At 65.0% G+C, this 16,984-nt stretch carries 15 protein-coding genes; 10 read left to right on the top strand and 5 right to left on the bottom strand.

Annotation, left to right across the window (positions count from 1 at the left end; genetic code table 11):
- The first annotated feature begins 158 nt into the window (after nt 1-158).
- From EU800_RS01730 to EU800_RS01775, 10 genes are all read left to right on the top strand, one after another.
- On the top strand, nt 159-1,355 hold the full coding sequence (locus EU800_RS01730) for a mandelate racemase/muconate lactonizing enzyme family protein (protein WP_129627881.1): 1,197 nt from the start codon (nt 159-161) through the stop codon (nt 1,353-1,355).
- Nucleotides 1,356-1,365: 10 nt separating this feature from the next.
- Complete coding sequence (locus tag EU800_RS01735; protein WP_129627883.1) at nt 1,366-2,133, top strand: SDR family oxidoreductase; 768 nt, start codon at nt 1,366-1,368, stop codon at nt 2,131-2,133.
- Nucleotide 2,134: 1 nt separating this feature from the next.
- Nucleotides 2,135-3,178 (top strand): L-idonate 5-dehydrogenase, encoded by a 1,044-nt coding sequence (locus EU800_RS01740; protein ID WP_129627885.1) that lies wholly within the window; start codon nt 2,135-2,137, stop codon nt 3,176-3,178.
- A 40-nt stretch (nt 3,179-3,218) separates the two neighbouring features.
- Nucleotides 3,219-4,232 carry a TRAP transporter substrate-binding protein gene (locus tag EU800_RS01745; protein WP_129627887.1) on the top strand — a complete coding sequence of 338 codons (1,014 nt, stop codon included), beginning with the start codon at nt 3,219-3,221 and terminating at the stop codon, nt 4,230-4,232.
- A 76-nt stretch (nt 4,233-4,308) separates the two neighbouring features.
- A complete protein-coding gene (locus EU800_RS01750) occupies nt 4,309-4,902 on the top strand; it encodes a TRAP transporter small permease subunit (protein ID WP_129627889.1) in 594 nt (197 codons plus the stop codon).
- Nucleotides 4,902-6,227 carry a TRAP transporter large permease subunit gene (locus tag EU800_RS01755; protein ID WP_129627891.1) on the top strand — a complete coding sequence of 442 codons (1,326 nt, stop codon included), beginning with the start codon at nt 4,902-4,904 and terminating at the stop codon, nt 6,225-6,227. The genes EU800_RS01750 and EU800_RS01755 overlap by 1 nt, the downstream gene beginning before the upstream one ends.
- 61 nt (nt 6,228-6,288) lie before the next feature.
- The gene (locus tag EU800_RS01760) at nt 6,289-8,070 is read left to right on the top strand and encodes an IlvD/Edd family dehydratase (RefSeq protein ID WP_129627893.1); all 1,782 of its coding nucleotides are present in this window, start codon (nt 6,289-6,291) and stop codon (nt 8,068-8,070) included.
- Nucleotides 8,071-8,389: 319 nt separating this feature from the next.
- Nucleotides 8,390-9,436, top strand: a complete 1,047-nt coding sequence (locus tag EU800_RS01765; RefSeq protein WP_129627895.1) for a TRAP transporter substrate-binding protein — start codon at nt 8,390-8,392, stop codon at nt 9,434-9,436.
- A 90-nt stretch (nt 9,437-9,526) separates the two neighbouring features.
- Nucleotides 9,527-10,321, top strand: a complete 795-nt coding sequence (locus tag EU800_RS01770) for a TRAP transporter small permease subunit (protein WP_129627897.1) — start codon at nt 9,527-9,529, stop codon at nt 10,319-10,321.
- A 3-nt stretch (nt 10,322-10,324) separates the two neighbouring features.
- Nucleotides 10,325-11,773 carry a TRAP transporter large permease subunit gene (locus EU800_RS01775; RefSeq protein WP_129627899.1) on the top strand — a complete coding sequence of 483 codons (1,449 nt, stop codon included), beginning with the start codon at nt 10,325-10,327 and terminating at the stop codon, nt 11,771-11,773.
- Nucleotides 11,774-11,839: 66 nt separating this feature from the next.
- Here the strand turns inward: EU800_RS01775 and EU800_RS01780 are convergent, their stop codons facing one another.
- The 5 genes from EU800_RS01780 to EU800_RS01800 form a co-directional block, all read right to left on the bottom strand.
- Nucleotides 11,840-12,859 (bottom strand): SH3 domain-containing protein, encoded by a 1,020-nt coding sequence (locus EU800_RS01780; protein ID WP_129627901.1) that lies wholly within the window; start codon nt 12,857-12,859, stop codon nt 11,840-11,842.
- A gap of 69 nt (nt 12,860-12,928) precedes the next feature.
- Nucleotides 12,929-13,234, bottom strand: coding sequence for a hypothetical protein (locus EU800_RS01785; RefSeq protein ID WP_129627903.1), 306 nt, complete (start codon nt 13,232-13,234; stop codon nt 12,929-12,931).
- Between the two features lie 203 nt (nt 13,235-13,437).
- Nucleotides 13,438-14,115: an AroM family protein gene (locus tag EU800_RS01790; protein ID WP_129627905.1), complete on the bottom strand. Its 678-nt coding sequence runs from the start codon at nt 14,113-14,115 to the stop codon at nt 13,438-13,440.
- A complete protein-coding gene (locus EU800_RS01795) occupies nt 14,112-15,674 on the bottom strand; it encodes a hydantoinase/oxoprolinase N-terminal domain-containing protein (protein ID WP_129627907.1) in 1,563 nt (520 codons plus the stop codon). The genes EU800_RS01790 and EU800_RS01795 overlap by 4 nt, the downstream gene beginning before the upstream one ends.
- Nucleotides 15,671-16,792: a DUF917 domain-containing protein gene (locus EU800_RS01800; protein WP_129627909.1), complete on the bottom strand. Its 1,122-nt coding sequence runs from the start codon at nt 16,790-16,792 to the stop codon at nt 15,671-15,673. Before EU800_RS01800 ends, EU800_RS01795 begins: the two co-directional genes overlap by 4 nt.
- Nucleotides 16,793-16,984: the final 192 nt, after the last annotated feature.

The following is a 16,984-nucleotide window of genomic DNA, read 5'->3' on the forward strand; positions in this document are numbered from 1 at the left end:
GCTTTTCCCATTCGATAGTATTCATCCACTCGTTCCTTCTTTCTTTTTGTATCATGCTGTCGTATCAGGCCGCAAGGAATGATCGAATCGCGTCGGCGAACAGCGACGCGCCGAAGAGCGAAAGCCGGGCGCGCCGCCGACGAAATGGAGGGCCAGCCATGAAGATCACCGCCATCCGGACCTATCGGGTAGAGGCGCACCAGAACGTCCTCTGGGTGCATGTCGAGACCGACGCGGGGATCACCGGGCTCGGCGAGACCTTCTACGGCGCCGCTTCGGTCGAGGCGCATATCCACGACACGCTCGCGAGCCGCCTGCTCGGCCAGAACCCGCTCCACATCGAGGCGCTGCACCGGGAGATGCTGAACCTTCCGAACGCGCAGAGCTCGACCGGCGTCGAATACCGCGCCTGCTCGGCCATCGACATCGCGCTCTGGGATCTCTTCGGAAAGGTCTGCGGACAGCCGGTCCACCAGATGCTCGGCGGGCTCTGCTTCGACAAGATGCGCGTCTACAACACCTGCGCCGGCACGAAGTATGTCTCGACCAAGAAGATCAAGCCTGTCGACACCTGGAATTTCGGCGAGGGTGGCAAATACGAGGACTTGCAGGCCTTCATGACCGATGCCGGGGCGCTGGCAGAGGACCTGCTCGAGAACGGCATCACGGCGATGAAGATCTGGCCCTTCGATCCCGCCGCGATGGAGAACAAGGGGCTCTGGATCTCGGCCGAACAGATGAAGGCGGCGATCCGGCCGTTCGAACAGATTCGCAAGGCGGTCGGCGACCGGATGGAGATCATGGTGGAGTTCCATTCGCTGTGGAACCTGCCGACCGCCAAGAAGATCGCCAAGGCGCTCGAGCCCTTCGCACCCACTTGGTACGAAGACTCGATCCGCATGAACTCGCCGCAGGCGCTTGCCGAATATGCCCGTTCGACGGATGTCTGGACCTGTGCCTCAGAGACGCTCGGCTCGCGCTATGCCTACAAGGAATTCCTCGACCGCGACGCCTGTCATGTCGTGATGGCCGATCTCTGCTGGACCGGCGGCCTGACCGAAGGCCGCAAGATCGCCGCCATGGCCGAGACCTATCACCGACCCTTCGCGCCGCATGATTGCATCGGCCCGGTGGGCTTTGCGGCGGCGATCCACATGAGCTTCAGCCAGCCGAACACCCTGATCCAGGAATCCGTGCGCGCCTTCTACAAAGGCTGGTATCGTGACCTTGTGACCGAAGTGCCCAGGATCGAGGATGGCTACGTCTACCCGATGGAAGGCCCCGGCCTCGGCACCGAGCTTCAGCCCGGCTTCTTCGAACGCTCCGACCTGAGCATGCGCGCATCCGAACTCTGAGGAAAAGAATATGAGCACGAAACTCTTCGATCTCAGCGGCAAGACCGCCCTCGTCACAGGTTCCTCCCGTGGCCTCGGCCGCGCCATGGCCGAGGGCATGGCCGCCGCCGGTGCCCGCGTCATTCTCAACGGCGTGAACGAGGAGCGGCTTCAGGAAGCCGTCGAGGAGATGAAGGCCGAAGGCCACGACGTCATCGGCGCGGCCTTCGACGTGGCCGACGAGGCGGCCATCGTCGCAGCTTTCGAGAAGCTCGACGCCGAGGGTATCGCGGTCGACATCCTGATCAACAATGCCGGCATCCAGTTCCGCAAGCCCATAGTCGAGCTCGAGACGAAGGACTGGCAGAAGGTGATCGACGTCAACCTGACCGCGGTCTTCATCTGTGGGCGCGAGGCGGCAAAACGGATGATCCCGCGCGGCCGCGGCAAGATCATCAATATCGGTTCGCTGCTCTCCGACGCGGCGCGGGCGACCGTCAGCCCCTATGGCGCGGCCAAAGGCGGCGTGAAAATGCTGACCAAGATCATGACCGCGGAATGGGCGGACAAGGGGATCCAGATCAACGCGATCGGCCCGGGCTACATGGCGACCGAGATGAACACGGCGCTGATCGAGAACGAGGCGTTCAACGACTGGGTCTGCAAACGCACGCCCTCGGGTCGCTGGGGCCTGCCCGAAGAGATGGCCGGCACGGCGATCTACCTCGCCTCGGACGCCTCCAACTACGTCAACGGCCAGCTCATCTATGTCGATGGCGGCATGATCTCGGTGCTCTGACATGAAAGCTGTCGTCATTCACGCCCCGCACGATCTTCGCATCGAGGAAATCGACGCCGCCCCCGCGGCAGGCGCAGGCGAGGTCAAGGTTGCCATCGCCCGCGGCGGCATCTGCGGCTCGGACCTGCACTATTACCACGACGGCGGCTTCGGCACTGTCCGCATCAAACAGCCGATGGCGCTCGGCCACGAGGTCTCTGGCGTCGTGACAGAGCTGGGTGCGGGCGTCACCGGGCTCGCCGTGGGCGACAAGGTCGCGGTGAACCCCTCGCGCCCCTGTGGCGAATGCGAGTTCTGCAAGAAGGACATGCGGCACGAATGCCTCGACATGCGCTTCAACGGATCGGCCATGCGCATGCCGCATGAGCAGGGCCTGTTCCGCGCCGAGGTCACCGTGCCGGCCGAGCTTGCGGTGCGCGTTTCGCCGGAAACGGACCTCGGCCTCGCGGCGCTCAGCGAACCCTTCTCGGTCTGCCTTCACGCCGTGAACCAGGCCGGCGCGCTTCTCGGCAGGCGGGTGCTGATCTCGGGCTCTGGACCGATCGGCTGCCTCTGCGTCGCCGCCGCAAAGCTCGCCGGTGCAGCCGAGATCATCGTTACCGACATCACGCCCGCGCCGCTGAAGATCGCGGCCGCAATGGGCGCTGACCGCTGCATCGACCTTTCCGCCGAACCCGAGGCGCTCGACGCGCTGCGGCAGAACAAGGGCCGGATCGACTGCGTTTTCGAATGCTCTGGCGCAGCGCCGGCGCTGAAGACCGCCTGCGAGGTGGTCCGGCCCGGCGGACAGATCGTCACCGTGGGGCTCGGCAGCGAGCCGGTGCTGCCGCTCAGCCTCGTGGTGACCAAGGAGATCAGGCTCGCGGGCTCCTTCCGCTTCGACCACGAGTTCGCCGTCGCGGCGGACCTGATCGACCGCGGCCGGGTCGATCTCGCCCCGGTCCTGACCGGCGATTTCCCGATGGAAGACGCCGTCGCCGCCTTCGACTTCGCCTCCGACAAGGCGAAGGCCATGAAGGTGCAACTTCGCTTCGAGCAGGGGTAAGCAGCCCCTGAAACTGTCAACGTGCAAGGGAGGAACCCTAATGAAAAGCACACGCACATTCACCACAGCCATCGCGCTCGCCCTCATGGCATTCGGCGCATCGGCCCAGGAATACACTTTCCGCTTCCAGTCGTCGGACCCGGCGGGCAACCCGAACTTCGAGTATCAGGTCGGCTGGACAGAGGTCCTCAAGGAGATGACCGACGGCAATGTCGTCGTCGAGATGCTGCCCGTCGGCACCATCGTCGACTACAAGGAAACGCTGGAAGCCGTCGGCGCCGGCATCCTTGACGGTCATATCTGCGACACCTCCTACTGGGCGGGCAAGGACCCGGCCTTCGGCCTCATCGCCAACCCGGTCGGCGCCTGGTCGGATCCCGCCCAGATGATCGACTTCGTCGAGAACGGCGGCGGCGCCGAACTGATGCGCGAACTCGAAGACCCCTATGGCGTCCACTTCATCGGCGTCTCGACCCCCGGCCTCGAAGCCTTCGTGTCCAAGGTGCCGCTTGACGGCGTCGACGATCTCAACGGCTTGAAAATGCGCAGCCCCGAAGGCCCGATCGCCAACGTATTCCGCGCCGCCGGTGCAGCGCCGGTGAACCTTCCGGCCTCCGAGGTCTATACATCGCTCGACAAGGGCGTGATCGACGCGGCGGACTACTCGGTCTTCTCGGTGAACCAGGAAATCGGCCTGAACGAGATCGCGCCGCATCCGGTCTACCCGGGCTTCCACTCGCTGCCGCTCGTCGAGGTCTCGATGAACAAGGCGAAGTGGGACGCGCTGCCCGACGATGTGAAGACGGCCTTCGAGGAATCCGTGAAGGTCTTCCAGGCGACCCAGATCAACGGCCTGAAAGAGCGCGACCTCGTCGCGGTCGAGAACGCCAAGTCCCAAGGCATCACCGTGCATGACTGGTCGGCCGAAGAACGCGCCAAGTTCCGCGGCATCGCCAAGCAGGAATGGGAATCGCTCGCCAGCCAGTCGGAGATGGCCCAGAAGGTCTATGACACACTGACCGCCTATCTCACCGAGAACGGACTGCTGAACTGAGCCGACTGCACGTTTTTGGGCGGGCCGAAGCAACGGCCCGCCCGTCCCTTTCCCTCCCGGACGGGCATTTCCTGCAATGACAGAAACCAACGACATCGATCCCGGCCCCCTCACTCCGGACGGAACGCCCGTCCGCAAGGTGGATCGCGGCGCCGTCTCCGAGGCCGGCCTCTTCGGCAAGGTCGTCAATGCCGGCGGCTTCGCCTTCGCCATGGCGATCTGTGTCGCCGCCGGCATCCTGCTGCTCGAGGTCTTCCTGCGCTACGTGCTCAACAGCCCGACCATCTGGGCGCACGAGACGACGACCTTTCTCTGCGGCATTTCCTTTCTCTATGGCGGGCTCTACTGCGCCTCCCGCAACACCCATATCCGGGTCGTGCTGATCTATGACATGCTGCCGCGCAAGGCGAGGCGGCTGGTGAACATCTTCATCTCCTTCGCCTCTTTCATCGCCGCCGGCTTCTTCACTTATGCCGCCTGGATCATGTCCGAAAAGGCGTTCTTCACCCCGGTCGGAGACTTCCGGATGGAGCGGTCCGGCTCCGCCTGGAACCCGCCCACCCCTGCCCTGGTCAAGGGCTTCCTGCTGGTCGTCATGATCCTGATGACGGTCCAGTTCCTGATCCTGACCTGGAACTACATCCGGCGCGCGGCCGAGGAGACAAACTGATGCAAGCACTTGTCGACTTCGCCGCCATCGGCATCGGCAATTCGACGCTGATGATGTTCGGCCTGATGGTCGTGCTGCTGCTGACCGGCATGCCGCTCGCCTTCGTCACGCTGCTGGTCGCGCTGACCTTTGCCCTGCTCGGCTTCGGCCCGATGGCAGTATCGGTCATCTCCTCGCGCATCTACACATTCGTCGAGAACTTCGTCTTCGTCTCGGTACCGATGTTCGTGCTGATGGCGGCCATCCTGGACAGGTCGGGCATCGCCCGGGACCTCTTCGACGCGATGAAGCTCATCGGCGGGCGGATCAAGGGCGGCGTCGCGGTCCAGACGATCTTCGTCTCGATCATCCTCGCGGCCATGTCGGGCATCATTGGCGGGGAAGTGGTCCTTCTCGGCCTGCTGGCGCTGCCGCAGATGCTCCGCCAGGGCTATGACCGGAACCTCTCGATCGGTGTGGTCTGCGCCGGCGGCTCGCTCGGCACCATGGTGCCGCCCTCGATCGTGCTCATCATCTATGGCCTGACCGCGAACGTCTCCATCGGCGACCTGTTCACGGCGGCCTTCATCCCGGGCTTCATGCTCGCCTCCTTCTATGTGCTCTACGTGCTCTTTCGCGCCTATTTCACTCCCGGCGCAGTGCCTCCGCCTGAGGTCGAACACATCCCGACGGGCGAGAAGATCCGGCTGGCCAAGGGCCTGTTCCTGCCGATCCTGGTGGTCATCGCCGTTCTCGGCTCGATCTATGGTGGCATCGCCTCGGTGACGGAAGCCTCGGCGGTCGGCGTCGGCGGCGTGCTGCTCTCGACCGTGATCCGCGGCGAATTCACCTGGGGCCTGCTCAGGAGCGCCGCGATGCAGACCCTGGCAACCGTCGGTATGATCGTCTGGATCGGGATTGGTGCCACGGCGCTGGTCGGCGTCTACAACCTGATGGGCGGGATCAAGTTCATCTCGGACTTGATGTACGGCATTTCCGACAACCCGACGGTGATCGTGCTCTTCATGATGGCGATCCTCTTCGTGCTCGGCGCCTTCCTCGACTGGGTCGGCGTGGCGCTGCTGACGATGCCGATCTTCGTGCCAATCATCCGCAACCTCGGGCTCGACCCGATCTGGTTCGGCGTCGTGTTCTGCATGAACATGCAGGTGAGCTTCCTGTCGCCGCCCTTCGGCCCGGCCGCCTTCTACCTGAAATCGGTTGTGCCGGACGACATCACGCTGGGGATCATCTTCCGCTCGCTCCTGCCCTTCATCTGCCTGCAGGTGCTGGCCGTGGGGCTGCTTGTCGCTTTCCCGCAGATCGCCCTGTTCTGGTTCAATTGACCTCGTTAGTCCCCGCCCCATGCCATTTCCGGCGTGGGGCATCTGATCAAGGATCCTGCTGATGACGCTCCGTTCGCAAGCCTGGTTCGACAACGCCGATGCGCCCGGCATGTCGGCGCTCTATCTGGAGCGCTACCTGAATTACGGGATCACCCGCGCGGAGCTTCAGTCGGGCAAGCCGATCATCGGCATTGCCCAGACCGGCAGCGACCTCTCGCCCTGTAACCGCCACCATATCGAGCTCGCCAAGCGGGTGCGCGAGGGCATCGTCTCTGCCGGCGGGATCTGTTTCGAGTTCCCGGTCCATCCGATCCAGGAGACCGGCAAGCGGCCGACCGCCTCGCTCGACCGCAACCTCGCCTATCTCGGCCTCGTCGAGACGCTCTACGGCTACCCGATCGACGGCGTCGTGCTCACCATCGGCTGCGACAAGACCACGCCGGCGCTGCTGATGGCGGCGGCGACGGTGAACATCCCGGCGATCGCGCTGTCGGTCGGCCCGATGCTGAACGGCTGGTACAAGGGCGCGCGCGCCGGCTCCGGCACCGTCATCTGGCAGGCCCGGCAGAAGCTCGCCACCGGCGAGATGGACTATGACGAGTTCATGGACGTCGCCGCCTCCTCGGCGCCCTCGGTGGGGTTCTGCAACACGATGGGCACGGCGACGACGATGAACAGCCTCGCCGAGGCGCTCGGCATGCAGCTTCCAGGGGCCGCCGCCATCCCCGCGCCCTATCGCGAGCGCGGCCAGATCTCCTACGAGACCGGCCGGCGCATCGTCGACATGGTCCGCGAGGATCTCAAGCCCTCCGACATCATGACGCGGGCGGCCTTCGAGAACGCCATCGTGGTCAACTCGGCCATCGGCGGCTCGACCAACGCGCCGATCCACCTCACGGCGATCGCCCGCCATCTCGACGTGCCGCTCGACAATGACGACTGGCAGGCGCTCGGCCACCAGATCCCGCTGCTGGTCGACTGCCAGCCCGCCGGCCGCTTCCTCGGCGAGGATTTCCACCGCGCAGGCGGGGTTCCGGGCGTCTTCGCCGAGCTCATCGGCGCCGGCGCGCTGCCCCACCCGGAGGCGATCACGGTGACCGGCCGGCCGGTGGCGGAGGTCTATGCCGGGGCGCGGGTCGAGAACCCGGAGGTGATCCGGCCCTTCGGCACGCCGCTGAAACCGGCCGCGGGCTTCATCAACCTCAGGGGCAACCTCTTCGACAGCGCGATCATGAAGACCTCGGTGATCTCGGAGGATTTCCGCGCCCGCTACCTCTCGGACCCCGACGACCCGGACGCGTTCGAGGGCCGCGCCATCGTCTTCGAGGGGCCGGAGGACTACCACCACCGGATCGACGACCCGGCGCTCGCGATCGACGCAAGCTGCATCCTGGTGATCCGCGGCGCGGGCCCGATCGGCTATCCCGGCGGCGCCGAGGTGGTGAACATGCAGCCGCCGGCGGCGCTGCTGAAACAGGGCATCGAGGCGCTGCCCTGCATCGGCGACGGCCGCCAGTCGGGCACCTCGGGCAGCCCCTCGATCCTCAACGCCGCGCCGGAGGCGGCGGCGATGGGCGGGCTGGCGCTGGTGCAGACCGGCGACCGGCTGCGCATCGACCTCAGGAAAGGAACGGCCAACATCCTCGTCCCCGACGCGGAGCTGGCCGCCCGCCGCGCCGCGCTCGAAGCCAAAGGCGGCTTCCCCTACCCGGACCACCAGACACCCTGGCAGGAAATCCAGCGCGGTATCGTCGACCAGTTCGACGAGGGCATGGTCCTGAAACCGGCCGTCAAATACCAGCGCATCGCCCAGACCAAGGGACTGCCCCGCGACAGCCACTAAGAACACCGGCCCCCCGACCCCCGGGGGGGGGGGCGCGAGACAGCGGCAAATGCCGTTACGGAAACGTGCACCCGCTCCGCCGGGTCCCTTGCCGGTTTGCGCTGGTCTGCCCCCCATGATTCACCGCCGCCGCCGGCAAAACGCGGCGTCGTTCCTGTCCGTGAGCCGGAAAAATGGCTTGCGTCATTGCGGGAGATGGGGACACTCCTGCTTGTTCGTCGCCCGAACGCCGGTCGTCTCCACTCGGATCGACTGGAAATATCGGGTATCAGGAACCAAGCAATGCCTCGCGCAAACGCGAGGACGGGAGGACAAACTCATGAAAACGACCACGATTGCCGTGGCCGGTGCACTGACTGCATTTGCGTCGGCGGGCACGGCCCAGGAAACCTTCGAAATGACCTCGGCCTTCGGAAAGAACCTGCCGATCCTCGGCACGGCCGGCGTGGCCTTCGTCGACAAGATCAACGCGATCTCGGAATCCGTCGAGTTCGAGCATTTCGATCCCGGTGAGCTCGTGCCGACGCTGGAAGCGCTCGACGCCGTGTCGAACGGCTCCGTCGATGCAGCCTACACGACCTCCGGATACTGGCAGGGCAAGATGGCGGCGGCCGGTCTCTTCGCCGCGGTGCCGTTCGGACCGGAGCCCGGCGAGATGCTGGCCTGGATGCTCTATGACGACGGCCTGACGCTCATGCAGAAGATGTATGACACCAACGGCTACAATGTTCACGTCACGCTCTGCGGCACCTACGCCCCCGAAACTTCGGGCTGGTTCAAGAAGGAAATCAACTCACCCGAAGACCTTCAGGGCCTCAACATGCGCTTCTTCGGACTCGGCGCGGAGGTGATGCAGAAGCTGGGCGTCTCGACCTCCCTGCTCGCCGGCGGCGACATCTTCCCGGCGCTCGAGCGCGGCGCCATCGACGCCACCGAGTTCTCGATGCCGATCGTCGATGCGAATCTCGGATTCTACAATGTGGCGAAATTCAACTATTTCCCCGGCTGGCACCAACCGGCGACGATGTTCGAGCTGCTGATCAACAAGGATCGCTGGGACGAACTCGACGACACGAGCAAGAAACAAATCGAGATCGCCTGCATGGCGAACATCACCGACAACTTCGCAGAAGGCGAGGCGAAGAACTTCCCGGCGATGATCGAGAACGTCAACGAACATGGCGTGGAAATCAAGAACTGGACGCCGGAACAGCTCAAGGCCTTCGAGGCCGCCTGGCTTGAAGTCGTCGAGGAACTCCAGGCGGAAGACGAACTCTTCGCCGAAGCCTGGGCCGACCTCAGTGAGTTCCGCGAAGGCTACAAGACCTGGTTCAACAACATCTACCTGCCGCGTCCCTGGAACTGATCAGAGGCGTTCGGAAAGCGGCCGAGACGATCCGTCGATCGTCCCGGCCGCGATCATTCCGACCTGACAGAAGAAAAAAGCAAGGCTCCCATGCAGACAACAGACTCCGTCGTCCAGATCGCCGACCCCGGCGAGCGCGGGAAAGAAGAGCACAATCGGGGCGATCGCTTCGTTGTGAATGTCGGGAACCTCTTCGCCTGGATCTTTCCGATCCTGATGATCGCCATTGTCGCGCAGGTTTTCCTGCGCTCTTCCGGCATGAACCAGGCCTGGCTCGACGATCTGCAATGGTGGCTCTACGGCGCTTCCTCGCTGATTGCGATCGCCTATGCCGTGACCACGGACAGCCATGTCCGCGTCGACATCTTTCATGAAAACTTCAGCGCCAGAGGCAAGAACATCGTCGAGATCTTCGCTCTGGTCTGGCTGTTCCTGCCGTTCATTCTCCTCGCTTGGGATCAAACGTTGCACTACGCGATCTCCTCGGTTCAGATCGGTGAAGGGTCCGACAGCCCGAACGGGCTTCACAGGTTGTGGATTCTCAAGGTTTTCATGAACCTGACCTTCGTCGTCATCGGCATTGCCATATGGTCGGCCTATGTCCGCAACCTTGCCCGGATGACCCGGCCCGTTCTCTGGAAACAGCTGCTCTACGCCTTTCCGTCCACGATGTACATCGTCGATCTGGTCCTCTACTACGCGATCTGGTGGGGCGTCCGCCTGACCACACCTGCCGAGATTTCCGACCGCGACATCGCCAAGTCACCGATCCTCGGGGCCTTCGAATTCGGCGAGCAGGAAATGGCGCACACGGTGGCGCTGGCATTCGTCGTCACACTGGGCCTGATCGTGATCGCCCGGCTCTTCGATCGTGGAGAAGACTGAGACATGGCGCTCCTCGAATTCATCGGCCAGGCGCTGACGCTCAACGAACTGGCGGTCATCGCCATGTTCCTCACTTTCATCTTCCTGCTGTTCCAGGGGGTGCCGGTTGCCTATTCGCTGGTCGGCGTGACGCTGATCTTCGCCCTGATCGCGGAGATCTTCCTCGATCCCTATCGCGGCGCCTTCCGGGACGTGATCGACTTCGACAGGACCGGTATCGACTACCAGCGCCTGGCAGTGCTCTCGGGGCGCCTCTTCGGCAACATCGTCAAGAACCCAGTGCTCGTCGCCCTACCGATGTTCATCTTCATGGGGCTCATGCTCGACCAGTCCGGTGTGGCGCAGCGCATGATGCTGTCGATGCAGCGCCTGTTCGGCGGATTGCGCGGCGGCCTGTCTCTGACGGTGCTGCTGATCGGCATCATCCTCGCCGCCTCAACCGGAGTCATTGGCGCCTCGGTCACGCTGCTGGGTGTGATGGCTCTGCCGGCAATGATCGCGCAGAACTACAACAAGCCTATTGCGACCGGCACGATCGCTTCGGCGGGAACGCTGGGGATCCTGATTCCGCCATCGATCATGCTGGTGATCATGTCGGACCAGCTGGCCATCTCGCTCGGCGACCTCTTCATGGGGGCGCTGTTCCCGGGGCTGATCCTCGGCGGGCTCTACATCGTCTTCATCATCATCTACGGGCTTCTCCAGCCCGATGCGATGCCGGCGCCGGAGAAATCGGAACATGTGGGCTGGGATGCGATCCGGGAAGTGCTGCTCGCGGTGGTGCCGCCGATGTTCCTGATCCTGCTCGTCCTCGGCTCGATCTTTGCCGGCTTTGCCACGCCGACCGAAGCCTCCGGGCTCGGCGCGTTCGGGGCGACGCTGCTGGCCCTGTTCAACCGCAGGCTCGACCTCACGGTGCTGAAGGAGGTCAGCCGCTCGACCTTGAACACGACGGGTTACATCGTCGGGATCTTCCTCGCCGCCAACTTCTTTTCGCTCGTCCTGCGTCGCTATGGCGGCGACGAGATCGTCGAGAACCTGGTCCTTTCGGCGTTCGACGGTCCCTACCTCACGGTGCTCTTCATTCTTTTCATCGTGTTCCTGCTCGGCTTCCTGCTGGACTGGATCGAGATCACCATCATCATCATGCCGTTGATGCTTCCGATCATTCACGGTCTCGACCTCGCCATTCCGGGGTTCGACCAGGTGCGCGACCCGTCGGTCGTGTGGTTCGCGATTCTGGTGGCGGTTACCCTCCAGACGAGCTTCCTCACGCCACCCGTGGGATTTGCGCTCTTCTACCTCAAGGGCGTCTGCCCACCCGGTGTCACACTCGGCCACATCTACAAGGGGATCGTGCCTTTCGTGCTGTTGCAGTTGCTCGGCTTGTTCATCGTCTTCGAGTTCCCGGCGCTGACCACCTGGCTGCCATCCGTGGCCTATGGTGACTAGGTAGATCCTGCTGGCGCGAGACGGAGCTGCGGAGGGAAGACGATCGCCCCTCGCAGCGCCTACGGGTCAGCCGCCGAAGCGGACTGCGTCCGGGATCTCGTAGCGTTCCTGGTCGCCGACCTGGATCATGTTGAGATCGCCGCGACGCTCCCAGACCGTGTGGCCACCATCCGAGGACGACTGATCGCCATCGAAGTAGAGGTAGCGCTGCCCGCCGCCCGGCAGCGTTACAACCACGGTCGCGTCGCCCCCGCCACGCCGGATCACGCCGAAGGCGCACTGGCCCATCGGCGCCGACAGGGACGTCGCGCAGGGAACCTCCCCGGTGGCGTTGTAACCTTCGGAGTTGGTCGCGTCGCCCTCACCATAGGCGACGTCTCCCGCGGGCGCGGCCGATTCCACGAGATAGTCGCCGGCCACCCAGCCTGTCGCGTCGCCGTCGGCGATCTGGCACCATCTGCGCCCCTCCGCCATGCGGCAGCCGCGGTTTTCGACGATCCTGCCCTTCGGCAGGCGCGCGATAGTAGTGGCCGAGGCGGAGGGCGCGGAGCGGACGTTGAGCGTGTTCTCGACCTGCACCGCCCACCAGTCCGGACCACCCGAGAGCCCATCGGCATAATCGCCCGAAGGCGCTGCCGTGTCGCCGCCACCGGCTGCAATCGAGACCTCGAGTGTGAAATCGGCCACCTCGCCACGGCGGGCGGCGGCGCGGTACATCCAGACCTCGATCGCAAAATCGCCGCTTTCGGGGAGGATTCCGTCGAACCGGTTGATCTCCGGAACCATCGGATTGCTTCCCGCCATCTCGCTGCTGGCCAGCGCCGGGCCCTGCGGCTGGCTCGGCTGAACGACGTTGAAATAGGTGGAGGTGTTGGAGGTGTCGAGCGACACGGTCATGCGTTGTCCGGCCTGGGCGCCCAGCATGTAGCGTACGACTTCGTAGCCGGTGATCCGGTCGCGGATTGTGGTGCCGGACGTGCCGGGGGCGAATTGCACGCGCTCGACCCGCTGGTCGGTCTGGGCCATCGCCGTCGGAACGAGGGGTGCCGCGACGAGCGCGGCGACAAGTGCGATCCTGCGAAACATGTCGGTCTCCGTTTGTCCTGCGTCGTGGCGTCCCGCTCCCCGAATGCGAGGCGCGGGACGGCCGGAACGTCAGAGAGCGCCCTCGCCGCCCCCGACATACTCGATGCCGGCGGTCGTGCCGTCGCTATATGCGATGCAGCGCCACGGCGCGGGCGGGTACACCCCGCCATCCTCGCCGACGAGGACGATCACCTCGGTCCCGGCTTCGGAGAAGCTCGAACTCTGCACGCGGACCGCCGGGTTGCTGCTGTCGCGGGCGACATCCCGCAGGCAGGCCTGTTCGGCTGGTGACGGAACGCCCATCGTGGCGGATTCCTCGACACAGCCGGCGACGAGCGGAATGGCGAGAAGGGGAAGAAAGAGTGTGGCGCGCATGGGTGTCCTCCATTTGGCATTGTTCGCAAGCACAGGCTACCATCTTTCGAATAGTAGCGCAGCGATGCCAATTGGAAACTTTCCGGCCCAGAGACGGGCGGCCGTCCCCGCTTCGCGCCTGACATATCTCGGTAAATCGTGGTTCAGGCAATGTAGGGTCCTGCCGGCTCGGCGGCGCGGCTTCGGCCAACTATGATGGAGCGTCAGACGCCTACCAGTTCCGCAGCGAAGCGTGCCGTGACGGAGACGGCCAGCAAGGCAGGGGTCGGCAGGATCTCGGACGTGATCTGCCGGAAGCGGCTCGTGTAGCTGATGCAATCGAAGACGGCGAGATCGGCTTCCACCTCGGCCATCTGTCGTGCTGCGTCCCGGATCTCTTCTTCACCGGCATCCGGCTGAACCGCGATGACCGAAACGTCATAGCCCTTGGCGCCCCATCGCGTTCTGGCATTCTCCGCTTGCGCCGGCGTCGGGATGAAGATGCCGAGGCGTCCGCCCTGAAGGCAGCCGGTCACGGCGCCCGCAAGCAGGTCGGAGGCGAAATGGACACCGGGTGCCGCGAGAGATGGAAACCTTCCCGTGCAGCAGACGAATGTCGCCCGCGCCCCGAGATCGTCCAGTTCCGCAAGCCGCGCAGCCATGCCCTCGGTCACCACCTTCTTGTCAACGAGGATCGACCGTCCGCTCGGCAGGGTCGTGTAGAGCGTGGTGGCGGCCGAGGATGGCGCAGCCTGCGCCAGACCGGCCTCGTCGAGATGATCGAGCGCACCACGCATCTTCAGCTCGGCGGCATCGCCGAAGTCCCGCTCGAACTCGGCCAGCAATGCCGGGCGCGGCGCCTGGCCGATGACCAGAAGCCCGATGACCGGACGCGCGCTCATGCGACCGCCGCCGCGTCGCGGCGCATCGCGCGGGCCTCGCCGACCACGCGCACGCGGGTCCGGATCGCCCGGCCCGGCAGATAGCTGAGCGGAAGATCCTCGACATCGATGACCTTGATCGTCGCGGCGTCCGCACCGGCCTCGACCGCCGCGGCGATGGCAGCCTCGCGCGCCGCCGCGATGGCGTCCTCGCGGTCCATGTCGCGATAGATCCTGTCGGTCTCGCCGCTGATCTGCGCCATGGCGGCGCCGACCGCATTGGCGACTTCGTGATAGGGGACATGCACCACCTCGGAAATCCCCGGAACCGCCTCGGGGATCAGCATCGCGCCCCCGCCGACTGCGAGCAGCGGCACCTCGGTGGCATCGGTCTTCATCCGGTCAACGTTCTCGGCGACGGAGGCATGGATCTTGGCGAGCGCGGATTTGACGAACTCCGCGGAGAGGCCTGCGACCCGGGACGCATCCCCGAGATCGAGCAGGCCGCTGGCCACAGCGATATCCGTCGCCGTCACCGTGTCGCCGCCGAAGACCAGCGCCTCCTGCCCGAGCCGGTAGCCGACAGATTGCGGCCCGACCGTCAGAGGATCGCGCCCGATGACCGTTCCGCCGCCGATGGCGATCGACAGCAGGTCGGGCATCCGGAACAGCGTGCGCACGCCGCCGACCTCGACGACATTGTTGGCCTCGCGCGGGAACCCTTTGACGAGACAGCCGATATCGGCCGTCGTTCCGCCCACGTCGCAGACCATCGCGTCCTCGATCCCGGCCAGCAGCGCCGCGCCGCGCATCGAGTTGGTCGGGCCGGAGGCGAAGGAGAAGACCGGGAATTCCCGCGCCGCCTCGGCAAGAACGACGGTGCCATCGTTCTGGGTGATGAAGAGTTGCGCCTTCAACCCCGAGGACGCGACGGCGTCTACGAAAGCTTGCGTGGTCTCGCGCGCCAGCCCGATCAGCGAGGCATTCATCAGTGCCACGTTCTCACGTTCCAGGAGGCCGATCCGGCCGAGCGTCGAGGAAAGCGTGAGATGGACGTCCGGGGCCTCGTTGCGAACGATCTCGGCCGCGCGCTCCTCGCATTCGGCGGTGAGCGGCGAAAAGGTGGCGCTGATCGCAACCGCTTTCACGCCATCCGCCCGAATCTGGCGTGCGGCCCTTGCCACGGCAGCCTCGTCCATCGGCACGAGGGGGCGACCGTCATATTCGTGCCCGCCCTCAACGAGGTAGACGCCGCCATTGACCTTCGCGGCGAGATCCTTCGGCCAGTCGCAGAAGGGCACGAGGCTGGCAGAGGCCGGGAGCGACACGCGGATCGCCGCCGCGCGCCCGAGGTTGCGCCGCTCGACCACCGCGTTGGTGAAATGGGTCGTGCCGATCATAACCGCCATGACATCGTCGGCCGCGTCTCCGGCCTTTGCCAGCAGATCCCGGAGCGCCGTTCGGACGCCGGAGGTGATGTCGGAGGTGGTGAAGGTCTTGACCGCGGCGATCACCTGGTTGCCGTCGAGCAGGGCCGCGTCCGTGTTGGTGCCGCCAACGTCGATGCCGATGCGCTTCATGCCTGCTCTCCCTTGAAGACGGAGGTGAAATCGAGGTCGAACCCGAAGGCCCGTGGGCCGACCGCCGAGAGGCCGGCCTCGGTCAGGAACACTTCCGGCGCGGGCAGCGCGAGCACGCTCACCCTCTGACCAAACCGCAGAACATCCGTGCCGATCCCCTCGCCCGAAACCGTATCGAGCAGGCAGATCAGGTCCGGTGTCATCACAACCGGTTCGGCGTCGAGGAACGCCACCGAATACTCGTTCTGGAAATGCACCACCAGGGTCTGGCCGGCATTCTCGTTCAGCCCCTCGATGCGGGCCTGACCGCGCAGGAAGCCTTCGGTGGCACGGCGTTCGACATCGACGACCTTGCCGGTGAAGAGCAGTTTTCCCTGCGCCGCGCCGAGCACGGCCTCGATCGGGTCGGCATGGGCGGCGCGGGCGGCGCGGACCTGCTGGCCGAGGTCGATCGCCTTGGACACCGAATAGAGAATGCCGTGCTGCTTGACCTCGGCGCCGCTGCGCGGTGCCTTGCAGGTCGCCGCGACCGAGCCGATCTCGGTGCAGGCCTTGCGGCTGATCCGCTCCATCCAGCGCCAGGAGGCGGCGCGCGGAAAGATGATCTCGTTGTCGCGGATATCCGCCATCGTCAGCGGGTAACAGCGCAGGCCGGCCACGGCGACCGAAGTCATCTGCGCCTCCGGATAGGCACGCCCCATCGTGTCCGCATCGACCACCGGATAGCCGCCGATGGCCGCGACCTGCATCGGGTGCATGCCGTTGCCGCCACCGATCTCAAGCGCCATGACCGCGTCGAACTTGCGGCCGAGGTGTTCCTCCATCATGCGCAGCGGCTTGATCGCGAAGTCCGGATCGGCAAGGCGCTCCTGCCCGACGAGCGGCGCGCCCATGTTCGACAGCACGGCGACCAGCGCGTCGTCGGTCAGCGACATCGGGTCGATCAGCGTCACCTGATGCCCCTTCTCGTAGAGCAGGCGCATGTTGAGAAGCTTGTGATACGGGTCTCCCCCGCCGCCCGTTCCCAGGATCCACGCGCCGACGGCAAGGGCCTCGATGTCGTCGGCCGTCAGGACGCGGTGGGTCTGGCTGGGGTGCCTCTTGGCAAGGGTGTTCATCGCGCAATGATCCTTTGTGCCATCCGCCCGGGCGCACATGCTGTGCAAGGTCCGTGTTCGACCGGAGCTTGGTTGCTATCTGCCCCGAAATTCACCACGCACCGGCCGCATCGCAAATAATAAACCCCTATGGCACCGATCACCGGCGGCTATGCAGGGACCGCTCCAACCACGCATATCGGTCTGTTTGCA

This window comes from Tropicimonas sp. IMCC6043 (assembly GCF_004146235.1).
GTDB lineage: Bacteria > Pseudomonadota > Alphaproteobacteria > Rhodobacterales > Rhodobacteraceae > Tropicimonas.

What these genes read in the sequence shown, in the direction of transcription:
- EU800_RS01740 (WP_129627885.1), top strand. Translation starts at nt 2,135, where the DNA reads ATGAAAGCTGTCGTCATTCACGCCCCGCACGATCTTCGCATCGAGGAA.
- EU800_RS01730 (WP_129627881.1), top strand. Translation starts at nt 159, where the DNA reads ATGAAGATCACCGCCATCCGGACCTATCGGGTAGAGGCGCACCAGAAC.
- EU800_RS01775 (WP_129627899.1), top strand. Translation starts at nt 10,325, where the DNA reads ATGGCGCTCCTCGAATTCATCGGCCAGGCGCTGACGCTCAACGAACTG.
- EU800_RS01795 (WP_129627907.1), bottom strand. Translation starts at nt 15,674, where the DNA reads ATGAAGCGCATCGGCATCGACGTTGGCGGCACCAACACGGACGCGGCC.
- EU800_RS01800 (WP_129627909.1), bottom strand. Translation starts at nt 16,792, where the DNA reads ATGAACACCCTTGCCAAGAGGCACCCCAGCCAGACCCACCGCGTCCTG.
- EU800_RS01785 (WP_129627903.1), bottom strand. Translation starts at nt 13,234, where the DNA reads ATGCGCGCCACACTCTTTCTTCCCCTTCTCGCCATTCCGCTCGTCGCC.
- EU800_RS01760 (WP_129627893.1), top strand. Translation starts at nt 6,289, where the DNA reads ATGACGCTCCGTTCGCAAGCCTGGTTCGACAACGCCGATGCGCCCGGC.
- EU800_RS01790 (WP_129627905.1), bottom strand. Translation starts at nt 14,115, where the DNA reads ATGAGCGCGCGTCCGGTCATCGGGCTTCTGGTCATCGGCCAGGCGCCG.
- EU800_RS01735 (WP_129627883.1), top strand. Translation starts at nt 1,366, where the DNA reads ATGAGCACGAAACTCTTCGATCTCAGCGGCAAGACCGCCCTCGTCACA.
- EU800_RS01770 (WP_129627897.1), top strand. Translation starts at nt 9,527, where the DNA reads ATGCAGACAACAGACTCCGTCGTCCAGATCGCCGACCCCGGCGAGCGC.
- EU800_RS01745 (WP_129627887.1), top strand. Translation starts at nt 3,219, where the DNA reads ATGAAAAGCACACGCACATTCACCACAGCCATCGCGCTCGCCCTCATG.
- EU800_RS01755 (WP_129627891.1), top strand. Translation starts at nt 4,902, where the DNA reads ATGCAAGCACTTGTCGACTTCGCCGCCATCGGCATCGGCAATTCGACG.
- EU800_RS01750 (WP_129627889.1), top strand. Translation starts at nt 4,309, where the DNA reads ATGACAGAAACCAACGACATCGATCCCGGCCCCCTCACTCCGGACGGA.
- EU800_RS01765 (WP_129627895.1), top strand. Translation starts at nt 8,390, where the DNA reads ATGAAAACGACCACGATTGCCGTGGCCGGTGCACTGACTGCATTTGCG.
- EU800_RS01780 (WP_129627901.1), bottom strand. Translation starts at nt 12,859, where the DNA reads ATGTTTCGCAGGATCGCACTTGTCGCCGCGCTCGTCGCGGCACCCCTC.